The sequence below is a fragment of the Chromobacterium paludis genome (genome assembly GCF_008275125.1).
GTDB classification, from domain to species: Bacteria; Pseudomonadota; Gammaproteobacteria; order Burkholderiales; family Chromobacteriaceae; genus Chromobacterium; species Chromobacterium paludis.
In genome coordinates, this window is the sequence record NZ_CP043473.1 from 1338966 (window position 1) to 1360868 (window position 21903).

General features: G+C 64.4%; 17 protein-coding genes. 7 read left to right on the forward strand and 10 right to left on the reverse strand.

The window, feature by feature from the left end:
- The first annotated feature begins 17 nt into the window (after positions 1 to 17).
- On the forward strand, positions 18 to 2726 hold the full coding sequence (locus FYK34_RS06090; protein ID WP_149295536.1) for a nitrate reductase: 2709 nt from the start codon (positions 18 to 20) through the stop codon (positions 2724 to 2726).
- A gap of 12 nt (positions 2727 to 2738) precedes the next feature.
- Positions 2739 to 3506, forward strand: coding sequence for a uroporphyrinogen-III C-methyltransferase (gene cobA / locus FYK34_RS06095; protein ID WP_149295537.1), 768 nt, complete (start codon positions 2739 to 2741; stop codon positions 3504 to 3506).
- On the opposite strand, the gene FYK34_RS06100 is transcribed toward cobA, so the two are convergent.
- Complete coding sequence (locus FYK34_RS06100; protein WP_149295538.1) at positions 3503 to 4576, reverse strand: PepSY-associated TM helix domain-containing protein; 1074 nt, start codon at positions 4574 to 4576, stop codon at positions 3503 to 3505. The two genes, cobA and FYK34_RS06100, sit on opposite strands and share 4 nt — an antisense overlap.
- A 110-nt stretch (positions 4577 to 4686) precedes the next feature.
- Between FYK34_RS06100 and FYK34_RS06105 the strand changes: the two genes are divergently transcribed.
- Positions 4687 to 6759, forward strand: coding sequence for a TonB-dependent siderophore receptor (locus FYK34_RS06105; protein ID WP_231137386.1), 2073 nt, complete (start codon positions 4687 to 4689; stop codon positions 6757 to 6759).
- Positions 6760 to 7220: 461 nt separating this feature from the next.
- On the opposite strand, the gene FYK34_RS06110 is transcribed toward FYK34_RS06105, so the two are convergent.
- Entirely contained in the window at positions 7221 to 9383 is a 2163-nt protein-coding gene (locus FYK34_RS06110; protein WP_149295539.1) for a hypothetical protein, read from the reverse strand.
- Positions 9370 to 10548, reverse strand: coding sequence for a DUF3142 domain-containing protein (locus tag FYK34_RS06115; RefSeq protein WP_149295540.1), 1179 nt, complete (start codon positions 10546 to 10548; stop codon positions 9370 to 9372). The genes FYK34_RS06110 and FYK34_RS06115 overlap by 14 nt, the downstream gene beginning before the upstream one ends.
- Before the next feature lie 589 nt (positions 10549 to 11137).
- Between FYK34_RS06115 and FYK34_RS06120 the strand changes: the two genes are divergently transcribed.
- Positions 11138 to 12451, forward strand: coding sequence for an aerolysin family beta-barrel pore-forming toxin (locus FYK34_RS06120; RefSeq protein ID WP_149295541.1), 1314 nt, complete (start codon positions 11138 to 11140; stop codon positions 12449 to 12451).
- Positions 12452 to 12511: 60 nt separating this feature from the next.
- On the opposite strand, the gene FYK34_RS06125 is transcribed toward FYK34_RS06120, so the two are convergent.
- The 5 genes from FYK34_RS06125 to FYK34_RS06145 all read right to left on the reverse strand — a co-directional run bounded on the left by FYK34_RS06125 (position 12512) and on the right by FYK34_RS06145 (position 17033).
- Positions 12512 to 13567, reverse strand: a complete 1056-nt coding sequence (locus FYK34_RS06125) for an RNA methyltransferase (RefSeq protein WP_149295542.1) — start codon at positions 13565 to 13567, stop codon at positions 12512 to 12514.
- Positions 13568 to 13700: 133 nt separating this feature from the next.
- Positions 13701 to 14924 carry a Bcr/CflA family efflux MFS transporter gene (locus FYK34_RS06130; RefSeq protein ID WP_149295543.1) on the reverse strand — a complete coding sequence of 408 codons (1224 nt, stop codon included), beginning with the start codon at positions 14922 to 14924 and terminating at the stop codon, positions 13701 to 13703.
- Positions 14914 to 15360, reverse strand: coding sequence for a MarR family winged helix-turn-helix transcriptional regulator (locus tag FYK34_RS06135; RefSeq protein ID WP_149295544.1), 447 nt, complete (start codon positions 15358 to 15360; stop codon positions 14914 to 14916). Before FYK34_RS06135 ends, FYK34_RS06130 begins: the two co-directional genes overlap by 11 nt.
- A gap of 267 nt (positions 15361 to 15627) precedes the next feature.
- Complete coding sequence (locus tag FYK34_RS06140; protein WP_149295545.1) at positions 15628 to 16482, reverse strand: alpha/beta hydrolase; 855 nt, start codon at positions 16480 to 16482, stop codon at positions 15628 to 15630.
- Positions 16483 to 16514: 32 nt separating this feature from the next.
- Positions 16515 to 17033, reverse strand: coding sequence for an acylphosphatase (locus FYK34_RS06145; RefSeq protein WP_149295546.1), 519 nt, complete (start codon positions 17031 to 17033; stop codon positions 16515 to 16517).
- 237 nt (positions 17034 to 17270) lie between these two features.
- Between FYK34_RS06145 and FYK34_RS06150 the strand changes: the two genes are divergently transcribed.
- Both FYK34_RS06150 and FYK34_RS20685 read left to right on the forward strand, forming a co-directional pair.
- Positions 17271 to 17999, forward strand: a complete 729-nt coding sequence (locus tag FYK34_RS06150) for a GNAT family N-acetyltransferase (RefSeq protein WP_149295547.1) — start codon at positions 17271 to 17273, stop codon at positions 17997 to 17999.
- 160 nt (positions 18000 to 18159) lie between these two features.
- Positions 18160 to 19173, forward strand: a complete 1014-nt coding sequence (locus tag FYK34_RS20685) for a nuclease-related domain-containing protein (protein WP_196782624.1) — start codon at positions 18160 to 18162, stop codon at positions 19171 to 19173.
- Positions 19174 to 19376: 203 nt separating this feature from the next.
- On the opposite strand, the gene FYK34_RS06160 is transcribed toward FYK34_RS20685, so the two are convergent.
- A complete protein-coding gene (locus FYK34_RS06160; RefSeq protein ID WP_149295548.1) occupies positions 19377 to 20045 on the reverse strand; it encodes a BRO-N domain-containing protein in 669 nt (222 codons plus the stop codon).
- Between the two features lie 478 nt (positions 20046 to 20523).
- On the opposite strand from FYK34_RS06160, the gene FYK34_RS06165 reads away from it, so the two are divergent.
- Complete coding sequence (locus FYK34_RS06165; RefSeq protein WP_149295549.1) at positions 20524 to 20928, forward strand: CDI toxin immunity protein; 405 nt, start codon at positions 20524 to 20526, stop codon at positions 20926 to 20928.
- Between the two features lie 543 nt (positions 20929 to 21471).
- Here the strand turns inward: FYK34_RS06165 and FYK34_RS06170 are convergent.
- Entirely contained in the window at positions 21472 to 21786 is a 315-nt protein-coding gene (locus FYK34_RS06170) for a hypothetical protein (protein ID WP_149295550.1), read from the reverse strand.
- Between the last annotated feature and the right edge of the window lie 117 nt (positions 21787 to 21903).

The following is a 21903-nucleotide window of genomic DNA, read 5'->3' on the forward strand; positions in this document are numbered from 1 at the left end:
GAAAGGAGGGCAGGCGCATGGGCAAGACGGAAACCCGCTCCACCTGCTGCTATTGCGGCGTCGGCTGCGGCGTGCTGATAAGCAGCGAGAATGGCCGCATTGCCGGCGTGCGCGGCGATCCGGACCATCCAGCCAATTACGGACGATTGTGCAGCAAGGGGCTGAACCTAGCGGCCAGCGCCGCCAGCGACAGCGGCCGCGCGCTGTATCCGGAAATGCGGATGGACAGGAACGCGCCGCGCCGGCGCGCCGGCTGGGACGAGGCGCTGGACGCGGCGGCGGACCGCTTCGCCGGCATCATCCGCCGGCATGGCCCGGACGCGGTGGCGTTTTACGTGTCCGGCCAGCTGTTGACCGAGGATTACTACCTGTTCAACAAGCTGGCCAAGGGCCTGATAGGCACCAACAATATCGACACCAATTCCCGGCTATGCATGTCCAGCGCCGTCGCCGCCTACAAGATGGCGCTGGGCGCGGACGGCCCGCCCACCTGTTACGAAGACCTGGAAGCGGCGGATTGCGTGTTGTTCGCCGGCAGCAATATGGCCTACGCCCACCCGGTGCTGTTCCGCCGGCTGGAGGCCGCGCGCGCGGCCAGGCCGGACACGCGCTGGATCGTCGTCGATCCGCGCCGCACCGACACCGCGGCCATGGCGGACCTGCACCTGCAAATCCAGCCCGGCACCGACGTCGCCTTGTTCCACGGCATGCTGCATCACCTGATTTGGGAAGGGCTGATCGACGCCGATTACATCGCGGCCCATACCGAGGGCTTCGACGCGCTCAAGCGCATGGTCCGCGACTACACGCCCAAGCTGGCGGCGGAGATCTGCGGCGTGAGCGCGGAGGACATCATCGCCGCTGCGGAGTGCTTTGGCCGCAGCCGGGCCAGCCTGTCGCTGTATTGCATGGGTCTGAACCAATCCAGCCAGGGCACGGCCAAGAACCTGGCGCTGATCCATCTGCACCTGGCCGCCGGCCAGATAGGCAAGCCCGGCGCCGGGCCGTTCTCGCTGACCGGCCAGCCCAACGCCATGGGCGGCCGCGAGGTGGGCGGCATGGCCACCATGCTGGCCGCGCACCGCGACATCGCCAATCCGGCGCACCGGCGAGAGGTCGCGGCGCATTGGGGCGTGCCGGAGGAGAGGCTGTCGCCGCGTCCAGGCCTGCCGGCGGTGGAGATGTTCGAGGCCATGACCCGCGGGGAAATCAAGGCGGTATGGATAGCCTGCACCAATCCGGCCCACTCCATGCCGGACCTGCCGCGGGTGCGCGAGGCTTTGGCCCGCGCCGAACTGGTGGTGTTGCAGGAAGCCTTCGCCGATACCGATACCGCGGCCTTCGCCGACATTGTGCTGCCGGCGGCCAGCTGGGGCGAAAAGGACGGCACGGTCACCAATTCCGAGCGCCGGATCAGCCGGGTGCGCGCCGCCGCGCCGCCGCCGGGAGAGGCCAGGACGGATGCCTGGATCGCCGCGGAATTCGCGCGGAGGTTGGCGGCGCGGCTGCATCCGGATGAAGCCGGGCATTTCGACTACGACGGCGCGGGGCGGATTTTCGACGAGCACCGCGCGCTGACCGTGGGCCGCGACCTGGACATGGGCGGCCTGGATTACGCCCTGCTTGAGGCGAAAGGTCCGCAGCAATGGCCGCTGCCCGCCGGCAGCGCCTCGGGCCTGGCGCGGCGCTACGAGGACGGCGTGTATGCCACGGACAACGGCCGCGCGCGCTTCCACGCCGTCGACTACCAACCGCCGGCGGACAAAGTCTCCGCCCACTATCCCTTCCGCCTGATCAGCGGCCGCTTGCGCGACCAATGGCACGGCATGAGCCGCACCGGCCGCTTGCCGCAGCACTTCGCGCATAGTCCAGAGCCGGAGTTGCGCATGCATCCGGAAGACGCTGAGCGGCGCGGGCTGAGCGACGGCGAGCTGGTGTGGGTGGCCAGCAAGCGCGGGCGGTTGGCGCTGCCCTTGCGTCGCAGCGACGAAGTGGCGCGCGGCAGCGTATTCGCCGCCATGCACTGGAATGGACGGTTCCTGAGCAGCGGCGGCGTCAACGAAACCACCGTTTCGGCGGTGGACAGCCTCTCTTTTCAGCCGGAGCTGAAGCACGCGGCGGTAAAGGTGGAGCGCGCGGCGCTGCCGTGGCGTGTGCTGGCCGCGGTGCGCCATGCGGACCTGCCGGGCTTGCGCGCCAGGCTGTCGCCCTTGCTGGAGGGCTGCGGCTACGCGGCCATCTCGCTGGCGGGAACGGACACGCTGTACTTGCGCGCGGCGGAGGCGCACGCGCGGCCGGACTGGCTGGCGCGTCTGCTGGAGGCGCTGGACTGGCGGCCAGGCGCGGATACGCTGGAGTACCGCGACGACAAGCGCGGCGTGTTCAAGCGCGCGGCCTGGCGCGGCAACCGCTTGGACCGGCTGCTGTTCGCCGGCAGCCTGCCGGCGGATCAGGCTGCGGGCGAGGCGCGGCTGCAAACGCTGCTGAGCGGCGAAGACTGGCAAGGCCCGCGTCTGGCGGTGTTCGCGCCGGCCGTCGCGGCGGCCGCCCCGCGCGAGCGCACGGTGTGCCAGTGCAAGCAAGTGGGCGAGGGCGCGATACGGCGCGCCCTGGAGGATGGCGCGGATGTGACGGCGCTGCAGGCCAGGCTGGGTTGCGGCACGGTGTGCGGCTCCTGTCTGCCGGAAATAAAGCGCATGGCGGCATCGTCCGCGCAAGCTGTTTAAGGAGTCATGGGCATGCATAAGACATTCAAGGCCATAGGCCGCGTCACCCTGCTGGGCGCGGGGCCGGGAGACCTGGAGCTGCTGACGCTGAAGGCGGCGCGCAGCCTGGCCGCCGCCGATGTGCTGCTGCTGGATGATCTGGTCGATCCCGCCATCGCGGAGCTGGCGCCGCGCGCCCGCGTGGTGCGGGTGGGCAAGCGCGGCGGCTGCAAATCCACGCCGCAGGACTTCATCCAGCGGCTGATGCGGCGCTACGCGCAGCGCGGCGAGCAGGTGGTGCGGGCCAAGGGCGGCGAGGCGCTGTTGTTTGGCCGCGCCGGCGAGGAAATCGCCTATCTGCGTGCCCACGGCATCGAAGTCGACATCGTCAACGGCGTCAGCGCCGCCTTCGCCGCCGCGGCCAGCCTGCGCGTCTCCTTGACCCAGCGCGGCTTGAGCCACGGCCTCACGCTGGCCACCGCGCATCTGCAAGACGGCAGCGAGCCGGACTGGCGCGCGCTGGCCGCCGCGGGCACCACCTTGGCCATCTATATGGGCATGAGCCGCATAGACAGCCTGTGCGCGGCCTTGGCCGACTGCCTGCCGGCCGATACGCCGGCCGCGGCCGTGCAGTGGGCCGGCACGGAGCGGGAAGCGCGCGTGCTCAGCAGCCTGGGCCGGCTGGCGGAGGACGCGCGCGCCGCCGGGCTGGGCAGTCCGGCCGTGTTGCTGATAGGCGAGGCCCTGCGCGAGGCGGCGCGGGAGTTCGCCGGCGCGGAGGCGCGGGCCGCCAATGGCTAGGCCGCCGCTCGCGCCGCTTGGCTGGCGCGCTGCTTGCGCCGCCTGGCCGCCCACTGCCATGCGCCGCTGGCGGACAGCCAGGCCAGGGACAGGCCGGCGGCGGCGAGCAACATGCGCAGGATATTGCCGCCCAGGCTGCCGGTATGCAGGGCGTAGACCCAGCTGCTGAGCCGGATGGCCGGCGCGGCTTGCTCCACGGGCGTCACGCGCAGCAGGCGGCCGCTGTAGGGGTCGATTTCCACCAGGCTGCGGCCATTGGGGTGCAGCTCGCCGGCCAGCCGCCAGCGCAGCAGCAGCGGCCGTTGCGGCGACGGATCATAACGGATGTCCACCAAGCGGCCGTCCGGCATGGACTGGGCGGCGCGCGCCACCAGCGCGTCCAGCGGCAGCCGCGGCAGGCCGGGCGGCGTGTCGAGTTTGGCCTTGCCGGGCGCGCGATAGCCATATAGCTGGTTGATGCCGCGGTTCAGCGGCTTGTCGAAAGCCTGGTAGGCGCCGGTCAGTCCGGCGGACAGCAGGAGCAGCGAAGCCAGCGCGCCGCTCAAACGGTGCAGATCCGTCACCCATATTTTCTGCCCTTTTCCGCGCCTGACTTGCCAAGCGCGGCGCCAGTCCCGCGGCCACCAGTAAACCAGGCCGGAAATGGCCAGCGCCGTCAACAGCAGGCCGCACATGCCGGCCAGCGCGGCGCCGGTTTCGCCCAGCAGCAGTTTTTCATGCAGCTCCAGCAGCCATTCGAAGGCCGAATCGCCCCTGGGGCGGTCCGACTCGACGCGGCCATCCGCCGTCAGCCAAAGACGCCGCTCGTCGCCGGGCTGGCGCACGCGCGCCTGGATAGGGCCGTCTTCGGCCAGGCGCAAATTGAAAACCGCGCCGGGATAGCGCGCGGCGACCGCATCGGCCAGCGCCTGGTAGTGGATGGGGCGATGCGCCGGGGCGGGGCGGGCGCCGCTCAGGCTTTCCAGTTCGGGTCGGAAGAGCAGCAGGCTGCCGCTGAGGCCTATCAGCAAAAGGAAGGCGGCCGCGGCCAGGCCCAGGTAACGATGGAGCAGGATCAAGTAGCGTTTCACGAAGCATCCAGAGCGAGGGCGGGCAGCAGGCCCGCATAGGTAAACATTGCAAACAATGTTAATAATAATGATAATAACTCTCGTTATCAATTAAAACAGCCTCTCGCAGCATGATGAACTTGCCTCGCCTGTATTCCCCCCTATTGTTGTCGCCCTTGCTGGCCGCCGTCGCCCATGCCGACGATGTCGCGCAGCTGGACAAGGTGGTGGTGACCGCCGTCGCGGACGGCATGAGCTACCAGTCTCGCCAAGCGGCTGTCGCTGGCCGCCCGCAAGCCGTGTTGGATACGCCCCAGGCCGTGCAGAGCGTGGGGCCGCAAGTCTTGAGCGATTTACAGGCGCGCAGCCTGGGCGACGCCGTGCGCAACATCAGCGGCGTGGTGGAGAGCAATACTTTGGCCGGCATACAGGACAGCTTCACCCGGCGCGGCTTTGGCAGCCGCGGGGACGGCGGCGTGCTGCGCGACGGCGTGCGCTCGGCCTGGCTGAATAATTTCGACGCCACGACAGAGTCGGTGGAGGCGCTGAAGGGGCCGGCCTCCTTGCTGTACGGCATCCAGGAGCCGGGCGGGGTGATCAATGTGCTCAGCAAAAAGCCGCAATACAGCCCGCAGGGCAGCGTGGAGCTGCGAGGAAGCCGCTTCGGCGGCGGAGGCGGCGGTTTTGATCTGACTGGCCCGCTGGGCGATAAGGGCCTGGCATATCGCTTGATCGGCGACTTTGACGAAAGCGACTACTGGCGGGGCTTCGGTCTGAGCCGGCGGCGCATGATCGCGCCTTCTCTGGCCTGGGAGAGGGGCGCGGACCAACTTTTGCTGGCTTACCAATACCTGGCTTTCAAGACGCCATATGACCGGGGGACGCTCTTTGTCAACGGCCAGCCCTTGAGCCTCCCGCGCGAGCGGCGGCTGGACGAGGCCTGGAATAATGCTGAAGGCGAGGCCCAGGCGCTGACGCTGAGCCATGCGCGGCAGCTCAGCGACGCCTGGCGGCTGGCGACGCGGCTGGCGTGGAATCAGCTGCGCTATACCGACCGTCAGGCGCGGCCCGTCGCTTTCAACGCCAAGACCGGCATGCTGAGCCGCCGCGCCGACGGCAATCGCTTCGACAATAGCGACTGGCTGCTGAGCAGCCGGCTGCAAGGCAGCCTGAGCCTGTTTGGCCAATTGCACCAGCTCACGCTGGGCCTGGAAATGGAAAGGCAGCGCGAGACGCGCGGCGACACCTACCGCGGCGGCAATGTCGGCGGCTTCAATGTCTACGCGCCTGTGTACGGCGCGCTGCCTTACCCCAGCCAGCTCAGCGCCGCGCAGAGCGACAGCCGCAGCGTCATAGACAGCCAGGCCCTGCTGTTGCAGGACAACTGGACCCTGGCGCCGCGCTGGATAGCCAGCCTGGGCGCGCGCTACCAGCATTATCGGCAAGAGGACGGCATAGGGCGGCCGTTTGTCGTCACCGGGCGCGGCAGCGGCCTGACGCTGCTGCCGCAGGCGGGCCTGCTGTTCAAGCTGACGCCGCTGGTTTCGCTGTACGGCAGCTACAGCCAATCGTTCCGGCCCAATGTCGGCAGCGATGGTCAGAGCTTCTCGCCGGAGCGGGGCGAGTCGGGCGAGGCGGGCATCAAGCTGGAGCGCGATGGCCTGTCCGCTAGCGCGGCGGCGTACCGCATGGAGAAAAGCCATGTGCTGGTAACGGAAAACGCGGTCAGCCGCGCCATCGGCAAGGCGCGCTCGCAAGGCCTGGAGTTCGACGCCAGCGGCCGGCTGTCGCGCAAGGTATCCATCATCGCCAACTACGCCTACACCGACGCCAAGGTGGTGGAGGATGCGCCGGCCAATATCGGCAAGACGCTATACAATGTGCCGCGCCGCAGCGGCTCGCTGTCCCTGGCCTACGATGCGGGCGTGGACAGTATGGACGGCCGCTGGCGCATGGGCGGCGGCGCGCGCTATGTGGGCGAGCGCGCCGGCGACGCGGCCAATAGTTTCCTGCTGCCAGCCTACACGGTGGCGGATGCCTTCGTGGCTTGGCGGCGCAAGCTGGGAGAGCAAAGGCTGGAGCTGCAGCTGAACGTCAAGAACCTGTTCGATAAAACCTATTACCGCTCCAGCAGCGGCAGCGCGTTGCAGGTGAGGGTGGGCGATCCGCGCGAGGTGTCGGCGCGGGCGAGATTATCGTTCTGAGAAAGCATCCATCCTAGCCTGTTGCGACTCGCAGTCGAGCGAGGCGATGCGCGAGGGCCGCCTGCAAGAGTCGCGCGCCGCGCGCCTGCTGTTCCAGAGCGGGATGTTGGAGGAGGATGGGCCGCCAGCCAGCATGGCCGGGACCGAAGTCCATGATCCCGCCGATCAGAAACACAGCAGGCGCTTGATTCAGCGCTGAAAAACATTCATCGCGAAGACCAAGGGCCAGGCCAGCCTGACGCCGGCGGAAATGCGGGAGGCGGCGGCCATCCTGCTGCCGTTTGAGCGCGACTACAGAGGCGGATAACGTCATCGTGCTCGCCGCTTTGGACGAAACCACTTTGGGCGAAGCGGCCTGGTTGGCGCGCAGTCGCTGCGGCTGAGCGTGGTGGCGGAGTCATTGCCAAAAGCCCGGCCATGCCGGACTTTTGTCATGTGGGCGAGGACGGGGTGGATCGCCATCATCGCGGCCGTTTGGCGCCGCTGGCGCGCCGCGCCGCGAGGATCAGGATGGCCAGCGCCGCCAGCCCCAGCAGGTTGGCCAGTCCGAAGCGGTTCAGCAGGCGCTCGGCCCGGTGCGGGTAGGGGAAGAACTCCGCCGCCAGGAATCGCGGCGCGGGGCACTGCTGGCCAAAGCGCGCGCCGGTGTCCAGATACGCGCCGTGGCGGACATAGCGCTGGTAAAAATGCGCGGCGCGCTGGGGATCGGTGTCGTTCAGCCAGGCCGCGCCATTGCATAGCACGGCAGAGTAAGCCTGGGCGCGCGGCGGCAGCAGATCCGCTGCCTTGTCCAGATAGTCCGCCGCTAGGTAGCGGTAGTGATAGCGCTGCAGCGGCTGGCTCTGGGAGGCGGCGAAGCGCGCCCGCTCCCCGGCGGCGACGTAGGGGCCGGGCAGTAGATAGCCGGCGCGGCCGGCGGCGCTGAGCGGGACTTGCGGCAGGCCATCGGCGACCCGGCCGGAAGTGGACTGATAGTTGCCGCCAAAGTCGGCGTAGTCCGGCTCCTGTTCGTATCCCAGCAGCTCCATGCCGTCATGCCGCGTCAGCGCGGCCAGACGGTACCAGGCCTTGGCGCGCAGCGTGGGGGTGTAGGCGCGCTGCGTGTCGCGCAGCGCGTCTCCGTATTGCAAGGCCAGCTGGCGCAGGCTGGCCAGTTCCCCGGTGGGGCGGCCTCCAGCGTCATAGGCCGCGGCCATGGCGTCTTCCGGGAAGTACGGCGCGGCCTCGTCCGCACGGCCTTCGCGCAGCAGGCGCCGCGCCAATAGATAACGCAAACGCGTCCAGACTGGGCGCGCCTGCTCGTACGCAGGCCTGGGCTGGGCATCGACGAAGGCCTTCAGCTCCGCCGCGGTCAGCACGCGCTCCGCGACATAGGCCATATCGCTGGCGCTGTCCGCCACAAATGACGGGTGCCCCCAGTCATCGCCCCGGCGCGCGCCTTCAATCGCGGCCTGGTAAAAATAGCCAAGCGCCTCCACGTACTGGCCGCGCGCCAGCGTCAGCACGGCCTGTTCGCCCCTGACCCGTTGCGGCAATCCGGCTTCCAGGCTGTTGTCCGAGCGCGGAAAGCCGCGCGCGGCGAGAGCGTAGTAATGGGTGGCGGCCGGCACATCGCCGCGGCGCAGGGCCAGCTTGGCCTTGACCCAACTGGCGAGGGCGCTGTCGAGCTGGCCGGCCATGCGTTCCGCCAGTGGATAGCGGCCCAGGCGGTAGGCCAGGGCGGCCAGGCGGTCGGCGTGGTCCGTATCCAGATAGCCGCGGCGCTGTATCGCGTCGATCAGGAGCAGCAGATTCTGGTTGGGCGTGGTGCCGGCATCCTGGCGCGCCGCGTCGGCGTAGCCGGACAGCGTCTGGGAGGCGGAGAGTTCTCCTTCCGTGATGAATGTGTCTGCGCTGTCGGCTTGGCCCGCCACGTTGTCGCCCACGCGGGCCAGGGCATAGGCTACCAGCAGCCGGCGCGCCACGGCGTCGTCCAATAGCGGCAGAAAGCGCTCAGGCTTCTTGAGCGCCCATCCGGCGACGAACTTCAGCGAGTCGATGCCGCTGCCCGCCGCGCCAGACATCCGCAAACGCCGACCGCGCGCGGCTTGCTGCGCATATAGCGCAATGGCGGTTTTCAGGCCGGCGGACGGGATGCCGGCGGCGCATTCGGTCTGCCCCAGCAAGCTCAGGTAGTTGCATTGCTGGCCGGTTTTGGCGTTGCGCAGGCTGAGCAAGGCCTCGTCCCCCAAACTGGCGACGGCGGCGGATTCCGGATCGGGCGCGCCGCAGGCGGCCAGCTGGCGGATGCGGCGGTAGGCGAGGCGGGCATCGTTCAGCTGCTTGGCGCAGGCCGCGCCCTTGGCGCAATCATCCAGCGCGCTGGCGGAGGCCGCCGCAGCGGTCACCGCGCGGCTTAGCTCCTCGTAGCCTGGCTCCGGCTTGAGGCGGCTCTTGCAGCGCTCCGCCTGCGGCGCGGCCAGGCGGGCGGCTTCGTAGGCAAAGCCATTGGATGGCGTGCCCAGCAGCGAGCCCTGGCGGTTGTCCAGCAGTTGCATCGGAAAGTCCGGGCCGCAGGCGATGGCGGTGGCGATGATCCCCAGGGCGGCGGCGGCGCCGAGCTGGCGCAGATCAGGCTTGAACATGAAGATCCTTTTTCGGGTTGAGCGCGGGGCAGCGCAGCCAGCCGACTCGCCGTTTGGCGCTGGGCGGCAGCAAGCCGGGCTGAGCACGGCGCAGCAGCATGCCTGTGGCGTCGTAATCCAGAAGGTAGCCGCCCGCGCCGTCCGCAGCCTGGCATGCGGACGGCCAGCGCAAGGCGGCGGGCAGCGCGGCGTCGGCATTGCCGCTATTGCTCAGCCACAAGTCGTACAGTCCGGCGGAGACCGGCGCGGCCGTCAGTTTCAGTTCCGACCGCAGCGGCTGGCGCGCCAGTACGGCATGCCAGGCGCGTAGGCTCCAGGCCCGCCGGTCATCCCGGCTGGGCAGGCGGAACCAGGCCAGGCCGGCCAGGCCCGGCGGCGGGGCGGCCTCCACGATGTTGACGAAGTCCTGCACCTGCGCCGGCGGGGCGACCAACTCGCTGGCCATGGCGTCCCCGGTCAGCAGCGGCTGTTCGCTCTCCACAGCGGCGATGCGGCCGGACGAGGTCCAGACGACGCGGCTGCCATAGGCGGGCAAGGCGATGCGCCATGGCCGCTGGGTGCGCCGGGCATAGGCGCGGGCCCAGTCTTGCGCCCGCGTGGGGTCGAACAAGCCCTTGCCGGGCTGCATCACGGCATGGACTTGCAGCACGGACTCATCCGGCAGCGATAGCAGGACGTCCAGCGCGGGGCTGTTCAGCCAGGCGGGCAGGACGGTGATGGAAAGCTTCGCATCGGCAGGCAGCCGCGGGCGTAGCTGGCGCAGAAACGCCGCATAGGCAGGCAGGCGCGCGGTGGCGCAATCGTGGTCTATCTCCACGCCGGCCACGTTCACGCCGCGGACGCGCCAGAGATCGAGCCGTTGCGCGATGGCGGCGGAGACGGCAGCGGCATCCCACTCCGGACGCTGTCCATCGAGTCGGAACACGGCGATGACGGGGCGGCGGGTTTGGACCAGGGCGCGCCAGTCCGGCTCGCTGAAGCGCCAGCGCGCGGACTGGCCGGACGGCGCCTCCCACTCTCCCGCCAGCACGCGCCACCGGCTGACGACGTCGGCGCTCTGCCGCATGGCGTCGCTCAAGGCCGGCGTCCACTGGCGCTGCCAGACATAGGCGTCGTTAGGCAAGGGCGGGCGGGGAGAGCAGGCCGCCAGCCAGGGGCCTGCCATGGCCACGCTGGCCAGGATGCAAATGGCGCGCGCATGCGCGGAAAGACGGCGGGATGAATGGCTTGGCATCGGGATGAGGAGGGATGTCACGGCATGATTAAAACATATTGAGACCCGCCAACCCAATCCCAGGCCTTGCGTTGCGACGCCTGTCGTACCGTTTGCGCGGATCGCGTCGCGGCGCCTTGGCTCGACGGGCGTATTGCGGCTGGCGGATTCGCCTTGGATGTGACAGTCGAGCACCTGTCCAAAAGGATGGAAATGCTGCGCCGCAATGCCTATCCGAGGGCGGGGCAAGGCGTCGGCTTGCTCGACAGGGCCGCGGGGTGGCGCTTGGCACGGTTGGCGATAAGACATAAGCATTAATACTTATTGAATCGGCCCAAATGACATGTAAACGAAAGTCGGTAACGATTTACAAATAGATGGTTACGAAATATTGCGGTGTTTTGCACGGGATGATTACGATTCTTCACATGGAGTAAAGTATTTGCTCCATTTGCATGCGGCATAAAGCCGGATATTGCCATTGGCAGATTGGCAAGTTCGGCGCGCGCATTTGTATATCTTGTCATGCAGGGGATAAAACATGAAATTGATAAGAGCCATCCTTCCCGTTTCGGTCATATTGGCCGCTCACCAGCAGCCGGTCTGGGCTGCGGATACCGTGCCGCAATTCAGTGATGTGGTGTACACGGAAATGTCGCCGGACAATGAGTCCACCATCCAGAAAATCGTCACCTCGGACGCTTTCTTCAAACCATGGGCCTATCTGGCGCATTATCTGGGTTATGGCTGGGTGGGCGGCAATACCAATGGCAATACGGCGGTGGGCAAGGAGTTTGAATATCGCCGCATCGACACCCTGCTGGACAATTTGTCCATGCCGGATAACAAATACCGCTACATGATGAACGCCAAATACGACCCCAAAGGGCCGGGCGGATATTGGGCGGATAAGCGTTTCCGCATCGCCTTCTCCAATATCCAGTGGATGATGGAGCCGAACGACATGAAACTGGGCGCGCCGGAGCTGTACAACAAGAAACCGCTGAAAGTCGTGAACGTGCTGCTGGAGAATTACAGTGATCAATCCGATACCGGCGTGGCCAATATCAAGTACGACTCCACGGTCAGCTGGTCCAAGGCGGACAAGATCAGCGTCAGCGGCAAGGTGACCATGACCAATAAATGGACGGGCGGCCTGCCATTGATAGGCGGAGCGGAAACCTCGGTGGCGGTGGAAATCGCTTCCGGCGCCGATTGGACCACCACCAACGGCACCAGCAGCACCACCTCGCAAAGCGCTGAATACCGCGCCGTGCTGCCGCCCAAAAGCAAGCGTCTGATCACACTGACGCTGTTCGAGCAAAAGGCCAACATCCCTTATACCTCGAAGATGTTCCTGACCTATGAGGCGGAGCTGTACAACTTCCTGCGCTACAGCGACAACGCGCTGAATGGCCACCCGTCCAACCGGCCGTTCTATCTGGCCAAATTTGGCGGCAAGGACGGCCTGAACGGCGCCCAGGACCTGTTGTCGCAATACCTGAACCCGGCCACCTCCAAGTGGGACTGGCCGTGGGCGACCAACCAGTACTCGCGCGGCACCATCGAGTACTACATCGGCTCCATTGCCAAACGCAAGTTCAAGCAGCAGTTCACCGGCGTGTTCACCGCGGTGGATTCCACGGCCTATACCATCACAGCCGGGCCGGTGGAGCCGCTGGCGGCGCAGGCCTTGACCGCGCGCTCGGCCAGCCTGGGCGCGGCGGCGTCCGGCGGCATCCAGTACCGCGTGGTGGGCGGGGATTTGAAGGATGTGCCCGGCAAGGTGAAGAACCTGCGCATCAGCGTGAGCAAGCCGCAGGCCGCGCCGTCCGCCGCCTCGCCGCTCAAGTAGGCCGCATGGCGCGCATCAACAGGCAAACCCGGCTGCGGCCGGGTTTTTTCTGGCTGGCGCTTATGCCGCGGGTGACGGTCCGGCGCGCCTGCGCAGGCGGCTGAGGTCGATGCTGCCGGCCGCGCGCGCGCGCAGCTGGCCGCAGCCGCCGTCCACGTCCTGGCCGGCGGAGTCGCGCACCTTGGTCAGCACGCCGTTGTCGTGCAAGTAGCGCTTGATCGCCTGCACGCGCTCGGCGCTTGGACGCTGGAAGCTGTCGCCCTCCACGCTGTTGTACGGAATGATGTTGAGCACGCCGTACTTGCCCTTGAGCAGGCGCACGGCGGCGTCCAGCTCGTCCTGGCTGTCGTTGACGCCGGCCAGCAGCGTCCATTGGTATTGGATGGGGTAGCCCACGCGGCGCGCGTAGTCTTCACCCAGCGCCACCAGCTCGTCCGGCGCGATGCGCGGCGCGCGCGGCAGCAGCTGTTCGCGCAGATCCGCGCGCGTGGTGTGCAGAGAGAGGGCCAGCGCCGGCTTGACCTGCAGCTGCGGCAGGCGCTCGAACACCCGCGCATCGCCTACGGTGGAAAACACCAGGTTCTTGTGGCCGATATTGCCGTCGGTGCCCAGCCACTGGATGGCCTCCAGCACATTGTCCAGATTGTGGGCCGGCTCGCCCATGCCCATGAACACCACTTTCTTCACCGGACGGATGCGGCGGGCGAGGGCTACTTGGGCGGCGATTTCCGCGCTGCCCAGCTGGCGCAGCAGGCCGCTCTTGCCTGTCATGCAGAAGGTGCAGCCCACCGCGCAGCCCACCTGGCTGGACACGCACAGACCGTCGCGCGGCAGCAGCACGCTCTCCACCATCTGGCCGTCGCCCAGCTCCACCAGCATGCGCAGCGAGCCATCCTCCGCTTCATGCTGCGAATGCACGCGCGCCAGCCCCTCCACCCGCGCGGCGATGGGCGGCAGGCCGTTGCGGACGGACAGGGGAAAATAGTCCTCGCTTTTCTGGTGGCGGGTGCCGGCGTCCAGCGGCTGGCCTTTGAGCCAGGCGCGGTTGATGCGGCCGATGTGGCAGGAGCGGGCGCCGATGTCGGCAAGGGCTTGATGAAAATCCTGGATGCGCATGCTGGGAAATACGGTGTTCGTTTGCGCGGGCTGTCCGCGCCTGGGGTTCAAGCCGCGTAGGGTACAGCAAGATGGCGCCGCGCGGGAGAATTTGCCAAGCCCGCCCTGGGAGGGGCGGGCCAGGAGAGGCGTGTCAGGCGCGGGCGGAGGCCTGCGCCCGCTCGGCCGGCTGGATCAGCCAGCGGTTGGCGAAGAAGCAGATCAGCGCCAAGATCAGGTACACCGCCAGCAGGGCCGGCGCGTCGTGCACCGACAGCAGGCTCAGCAGGAAGGAGGTGACGCTGGTCATCAGGATGTTGATCAAATACATCACCGCGGTGGCCGTGCCGGCGATGTGGCGGAACAAGGACAAGCCGCGGCCCATGGACATGGGAAACAGCATGCCCTGGCCGAAGAACATCAGCGCGCTGATGGCGCACAGCAGGGCCAGGCTGTCTGGCCAGTGCTGGGACAGTGCCAGCCCGGCCAGCGTTACCGCCAGCAGCAGGCGGGTCATGCCCTGCTGCACGCCTGCCACGGGATGGCGGGTCAGCAGATAGCGGCAGAGGAAGGTGGCCAGCAGGAATACCAGGCCCAGGCCGAACGCGATATGGCCGAACACGATGGGCGAGTAATGCCAACCCGTCTGAATGATGAAAGGGCCCACGGTGTTGAAGGCGATGCTCATCGAATAAATGGCGCCCATCAACACCACCATGCCCATGAAGTGGCGATGCCGCAGCACCTCGGCCAGGTTGCGCCGTATCGTGGGCAGATTCAGCGGGTGGCGATTGAAATGGGTTTCCGGCACGTAACAGGCTACCAGCGCCCACATCAGCACCATGGATGCCGAGAAGAACACAAAGCAGGCTTGCCAGCCGGCGTACACCTGCAGGTAGCCGCCCAGCACGGGGCCGATGATGGGGCCCAGGCCAAACATGCTGCCGGCGATCACGCCGACCCTGACCAACTCCTGCGGCGCCAGCACGTCCGGATACACGGACCGCGCCACCACGGAGATGGTGCCCACCATCAGGCCTTGCACGAAACGAGTGGCCAGCAGCGCCGGCAGCGTGGGCAGCCACAGCGGCAACAGGCTGATCAGGGCGAAGCCCGCCATGCCGCCCAGCAGCAGCTTGCGCCTGCCCCAGGCATCGGTCAAAAAGCCGGAGACGAAATTGCCCAGCGCATAGCCCAGCAGATACAGGCTGATCAGATTCTGGATGGCGCCGTTGGATTCGCCCAACATGGCGGCCATGGCCGGCAGCGATGGCGCTACCAGATCCACCGCCATGCCAAACAGCGGCATCAGCAGCAACAGCACGGCGAGCAGCCGTTTCAGCTGCCTGGGCGCGAGGGCATGCGCATCAGTCTTCATGAGGGTTTCCTTCCTCTGTGGGCTGCAGATTGGCGCGCAGCCTTTCCAGCAGGCCTTGCATCAGTTTTTGCTCGTCTTCGCTGAAGCCCTGAAACAACTGGCTGTCCACGCTGTCCACGGCGGCCAGCAGTTGAGGCATCCGTTCCGCGCGGCAGCGCTCGGTCATTTCCACGAACATGCAGCGGCGGTTGGCGGCCCATGGGGAACGCGTCAGATAGCCATCCTTTTCCAGCCCGTCCAGCGTTCTGGCCAATTGGCCCGCGTCCATGTCCAGCTGGCTGAGCAAGTGCTTCTGCGTGCAGTCGCCATGCTGATGCAGCATCAGCAGGATTTGCCTTTGCGAACGGGTGATGCCGGCGCCTTGCAGCCGGCTGTCCATCAGCCGCCGCTTGAGATTGACGATGTGCGCCAGTTGATGGCCCAGGAGGTGGAGCATGCCGATTCCTAAATTGACTTTATCAACTATTGTATTGATCAATAGTTGATAAAGTCAACATAAATGGAAGCCGAACAGTTTGAATCGCGCGGCGAGCCAAGCCACCGACGAGGGCGAGAAAAAACTGGTTTCATCCGCGAGTGGGACGGCCGGGGGGCGGGCGTGGCGCTGACTGCTGGCGCAGTGCCTCACCCGCATCCGATCTTAGGCGTGTAGTCGGCGCGGCGCTGGGTCTGATCAAGCTGAGCGGAAGCAGGACGGACCGCGTTAGCCCGCCGTGGGCGCGACGGATGGCTCCAGCCCGCCCATGCGCCGCAGCGCCTGCCGCCAACGCGCCGGCGCGGCGCCATAACAGTGCTCGTGGTCGCCGCCTTCTATCAGCAGCTGTTGCTTGGGCGCGGTGCTCATTTCGTACAGGCGCTGTCCCAGCGCCACTGGAATGACCTCGTCCGCCGTGCAGTGAATGAACAGCTGCGGCATTTTCAGCGCGGCTATCTTGTCCTTGGACTGGAACTTCTGCCGCAACAGGAAGGAAAGCGGCAGCCAGTCAGCCGTCATGGCGCGGCCCACGTCCGCGGCCGAGGTGAACGCGCCGTCCACCACCAGTCCGTCCAGCCGCGCGGCGCGGCCGGCCAGGTCTATGGCGATGGCGCTGCCCATGGAGTGTCCGTACAGCAGGCGGCGCGAGGCGCGCGGCGCCAGCTGCAGGAAGCGCGCCCAGGCCAGCTGCGCGTCGGTATACACAGAGGTTTCGCTGGGCAGGCGCAGCGCGCCCTGGCCGTAGCCGCGGTAATCCACCGCCATCACCGCAAAGCCGGCCTGGCGCAGGCTGAGGATCAGGCCGATGTCAGTGGACAGCGTGCTTTCATTGCCGTGCAGATACAGCACGGCGGGGGCGGCAGGCTGGGCGGCAGGCAGCCACCAGACATGCGCGCGTCCGGCCCGCGTGCCGCCGCCAGCCGGCGCGTCCAGCCATTCTTCCGTGAACGGCACGCCATAGTCCCGCGGCGTGGCGCCCACCTGGCGGGACGGCAGCAGAATCACTAGCCGCTGCGCCACCTGCCAGCCTAGCCAGACCAGCGCCAGCAGCGCCGCGCCGTAGAGCATTTTGCGATAGGTCATTTTCACTGGCTGCTTATCCTTTTCCGCGCCGCTTAGCGGGCCTGGCAACCGGGCGCCGCCTTTTTCCAATCATCCGGGTCCAGCGTATTTTTCAGAATGGCGCAGTATTCTTTCTTCACCTCCGCCTTGGACAATTTCTTGTCGTCCTGGCGCAGCGTGAATACAAGATCATACGGCTTGGTGATGTGGCGGCTGGTGGAGGTCCAGCCCGCCACGGTAAAGGTGCGCAGCGCCGGGTCGTATTTGCCATCGCGGGTGGCAATCTTCACCTGCGCGGACTTGTCCGTGCCGCGGCGGATGCGCGCCAGCGCATCCTGAACCCGCTTGCCCTTGCCTTGCAGGCTGAACAGCACGGTCTGCTGCTCCGTGTTACGCGCCGTTCCGGCCAGGTTATTCTGGATGGCCGCCTTCAAAATCATGGCGCGGAAACCCACCTGCTGCACCTTGCCGCTGGCGGTGCCGTCTATGGCTTGTGGGCTGCCTGCCTGGGCTGTAGCGGCCATGAAAACCGTCAACAGGGCGGAAATGACAAGGCGCGGAATGAAGTTCATGGCAGTTTCCTTTTGTGAGGTATGAGAACAATATCATCCAGAGACGGGGGATGGTGGCGCGGTGAGGCCGGACAAAGCAATAGCTTAGAAATATTGCTCTCCCTGCTGCGTCGATTGAGGTGGTTTGTTATGATTTTGGCATTTTGCATTGAGGTGTCAGGCGGCTAGCCATGGCTATGAGCCGGCTGATGAGGCGGGAATGGCAACGCCATTGTTTCTTGAAGCTGGAGTGCTTGCATGTCCTTGTTTTCCCAAACCATTAGTGATTATTGGCGGCTTCCTTTCGAGCAAGGAGAAAAGCTGTTCCATGCAGGGGGCTTTACCGTCACTGTCAATCCAGAGCTGGACCAAGACCGCAGAGTGATTGTCCTGGAAACTGCGGAAGGCCAAGTCATGGCGACGCTGACGCCTGCCATGGCGGATTGGCTGGGCCTTTATGGTGCGTCGGAACTGAGCGAGGCGATTTTGCGGCGCCTGCTGCGGGAGCGAGGCATAGCGCTGCATGGCGCGGATTATCTGTTCTATTTCACCGAGGCCGACAAGGCGGCGCTGCAGCGGGATGCCCCCTGCGACAATTTGCGCAGGCTGACCGAGCAGGACGGCGATGCCTTTGCCGCATTCCAGGCCGCCGCGCCGGAGCAGGACCTGGATGACGCCTATGTGGAGCTGGACCATTGGGCGGTGTATGGCGCGTTTGATCAGGGCCGCATTGTCTGCGCGGCCAGCATGTATCCCTGGGATGATGCGGCCATCGCCGACCTGGGCGTGCTGACCTTGCCGGCGCATAGAGGCCAGGGCCTGGCCCGCCAGGTGGTGCGCGCCATTTGCCGGCATGCCTATCAGCAAGGCTATCAGCCGCAATACCGCTGCCAGCTGGACAACCATGCCTCACGCGCATTGGCGGCGGCGGCAGGCTTGAGCGTGTTTGGCAAGTGGGAGGTGGTTTCGCCAAGCGTCGAAGCGTAAAGAGCCAGCAGCGGGCACGGACTTGAGCCGGCCCGCCAAGCTGAGGAGGCTGGGGACGGAACGCGGCCGTTGATCTTGCTAACAAAGCGCCTGAAAACGCAAATGGCATGATGTGGCGCGGCTTGATACAATCTTTCATCATAATCTGTAGCCGTTAGCCATGATTATCAAATCCGCCGACTCCCGTCAGCCGCAAATCCAGCAGCTCAAGCAATTATTGTCCCGATCCGACCTCAGCGAAAAACAGCGAGAACTGCTGGAAAAAGAAGTATATGCCATCCAGCAAGGCGAGCTGGGCGAGCGCAACAGCGCCTATGAACTTGATTTCTATCTGAAAGATTCTAAAAACTGGGCTGTTATCCATGACCTGCGCATTGAACACCAAGGCCGCGTGGCGCAGATAGACCACTTATTGATAGGCCGCATGATGGAGATATACGTGGTGGAGACTAAAAACTTCACCGCTGATCTGCAGATCAACGAAGCGGGAGAATTTACCGCTTGGTACCAAAAAAAGCCGCGCGGCATTCCCAGCCCGTTGGCGCAGAACGAAAAGCATATCGCTGTGCTGGCGCAGCTGTGCGAGACCTTGCCCTTGCCCACGCGCCTGGGGCTAAAAATGAGACCTTCATTTTTTAACGTGGTGATGGTCAGCAATAAACAACGCATCACCCGCCCCAAAAAGTTAGATACCAAGAACGTCATCAAAGCGGAAAAAATCAAGGAATGGCTGAGCACCTATGACGACATCAGCTTTGCCCAAGCCATCTCCAGCCTGGCCAAAGTGGTAAGCAGCGAAACGGTAATGGAGCTGGCCAAGGCTATCGCCAGCCAACATAAGCCATTAACGCACGATTACCACGCTCGTTTCGGCATCCCTCTGGCAGAGACCCGCGTGCCTGAACCCCCAAGGCCAGAGCCAGAACCAGAGCTTGTGGCTGGGCAGCCTGCCAGCAAGCTCACCAGTTCAAGGCTGGCGGCCAAGCTGGGCCTCAAAAACACACAGGCCTTGATAGATCAACTGGTAGCGCAGGGGTATCTGGAAATCATAGAAGGCAAAGCCAAGCTGACGGAGGCGGGGAAAGAAGCCGGAGGCGAGTTCAAATACAGCCCCAAGCATGGGCCGTACTTCATGTGGCCGGATAATCTGGATTTGGGTTGGAAGGCAGGCTGAAGGGGCGCAAGCGCTTCACCGTTGAACATACCGTTGCCACGCGCAAAATCAGCAAAGCCGTCGTTTAGTTTCAGCGGAGCGCCCGATGAAATCGGGGCTATCTGCCTACGAGCGGCCATCCCGCCAGAGTTTGCTGAATGCGCTAGGTAAACGAAAACACCGCTTCGGATAGCTGAAGCGGTGTTTTTTATGGCGAAGCGCGGCTAGTTGACGAACTTGTCTATCCGCTGCGCCAAACGCAGCTGGCAAGCGGTGGCCAGCTTGAGCAGCTCCGCGCTGGTGGCTGGCATCTTTCCGGGCGGGGCGATCCGCTCCGCCATGGCGCTGAGGGTGGACACGCTGCAGTTCAGGCCGATCAGCCTGCCGTGCGGCCAGCGCTGCTTGTTGTTGGGCGCGTAGTCCAGCGCCACCACCCAGCGTGAATGCTGCCAGGTGCCGGGTTCGCTTAGCACCGCCTCCATTACCGCGCGGCTAACTTGCTGCGCCGCCTCCGCGGCAAGGGCCAGCGCCAGGTGCAGGGTTTCCGCCGTATTGGCCGCGCCGGCCTCCTGCAGCAAGGCTGGGCGGGTTTCTTCCAGCCACCAGCGCCGCAGCCGCCGCGCGCCGGGTTTCTTGATGCGGCGGAACACCTCGTCCAGCTCGCCTTCGGACAGGCACAGCACCGGCTCCGCCTCGCCCGCCAGCCGCAAGGGCCGGCCCAGCGGCTCGCCCAGCGCCTTCAGCAAATCCTTCACCTCCAGCTTCATGCACGCGGCCACCTCCGCCGCCACCAGCCAAAATCCCTCCGGCCGCCGCACCACCCGCATGGCCAAACCCTTGGCGAAATCCAGCCGCAGCGGCGTGTTCACCTGCTGATCGATAGCCGCATTCATGGCCGAGCCTCCCCAAGCAAACGCGCAAACCGCGCCGCCAAAAACGCCAGCCGATACGCGGCGCGCAGACGCAACACCGCGCGCGAAAAACGGCGGGGAGGGCGAATGAGGGGAGGGGAGAGAGAAACGACAAACACAAGACGAGCATCCATGATCATGGACTCCTAGCGGTTTTGTCTAAAGCGCCCCCTGTTGAGAGGGGCGGCCGGGTACTTCAACACCGCCGCTAGACGGCCCACAGATTTCCCCCGTTGCCGGGGTATTGTATGGCTGCACGCTACCCGGCCATAAGCTTTGGACGCGCCGGGATAGCGGCACGACAGGAAACCTATGGACGCAAAAAAGCCACGACTTACGGGCGCGGGCTAACCGCTAGCGGAGAGGTGTGTTGAGCACCGGCTGTCAATTTAACAGTGCAGCTGCTTGAGGTCAATCCAGTCAGGTAGAATGGGCAGTAACTTGGCTTTGGGAGATAGCTATGTCAGTTTTATTTGACGAATGTTTACAAGCTTTGGGTGGTGGTGCAAAGATTATAAGTGCCGATGATGCTGAAGCTGTTTTTTCTGATATTGAAAAGAAATTCCTATTTTCAGTATCTGGCAGTCTCAAAAATTGCGATGGGTATTCTTCGGTACGCGGAGATGTCAGTGATTTGTTAGCCAAGTTCGACAATAAAAGTGGAATTCTTTATATTTTTTGGGATGATGCCTCTGTTCCAGTTCTGGAAATTCCGGCGTCACACATTCCAATAGTTAAAAGCTGCATTGGTGATATTCTTGCTGTGGGGCTTAAAACTTTTATTTATAAGCCTAGTATAATTTCGATTATCGAAGCATCCTCATACGAAGTCGGGCTGTTTTTGAGTCGTGACTCTTTGGGTTGAGTAATCCATGTCATTGCACATGGTTTTTAAAACGTTAAGATAGTATTGAGGCGCCAACATCCCGTGGCGCGAGCCGTTCAAAATGATGTGCCCCAGGTTTTAAGCTGCCGTTTGTTCGAGCGACGCGATGTTAGCGCGCATCGCTGAGCGAATCAGAGATGCGCACGCAGAGCGTTCGGCAGCGCTTGGGGCGCGTCATTTGGGGCGGGGTTTCGAAGCGCCCCGGGTCGCCTTTTTTTTGGGTTATTTCTTTTGGCGAAGCAAAAGAAATAACCTCGCCGGCGGGGCGAGACCCGCGAAGTTTCGATTATCAAGGATAACTAGCTGAATCTGGCTGCCTGCTGCTTGGTTTGGTAGCGCGATCAAAACAGGCTTACCCCGTATTTTGCTTGCATGTTCGGCGGAACGCCCCGATGAAATCGGAGCTTCCGCCCTACTGCAACTTTTTCGTAGGGCGGAAGCCTCGCAGAGGCGTTCCGCCTCAATGCGCAACGATGATATCCGGTGTGCACGGTGCGCTATCATTTTCTATTCTGTGGATATTTAATCTTGGATTTTTAACTTTCGAATGTAAACAATGTGGATTTTATCGTTAAACACCCCGCCAAAAAATGACCCAACTTTCAGCTTGATCTCGAAATCTTCATCCTTTGATGTGTAAACTTTCATAGTAACTACAACAGGCCAACGGTTTGTCGAAGATTGCATTGATCGGATATAGCATCCAGCATAACTGGCCTGTAACCAATCCTTTGCCATGCCTTGAGCAATTTTTGCGCGGCGCTTGTTTTCGAGAGATATGCCGTAAATGAGTAATGGCGCAATGAAGAATACGGGTAAGATTTTCTCCCACGGCATTTCAATCTCTTCCTATGTATAGCGTTATAATTGGCGCAATTGGACCGGCTTGCCAGTCTCTCTTCAGTGCAAGCTGTCTTTCGAATCAGGCTCGAGTTTTTGAGCTGTTGGCTTTCA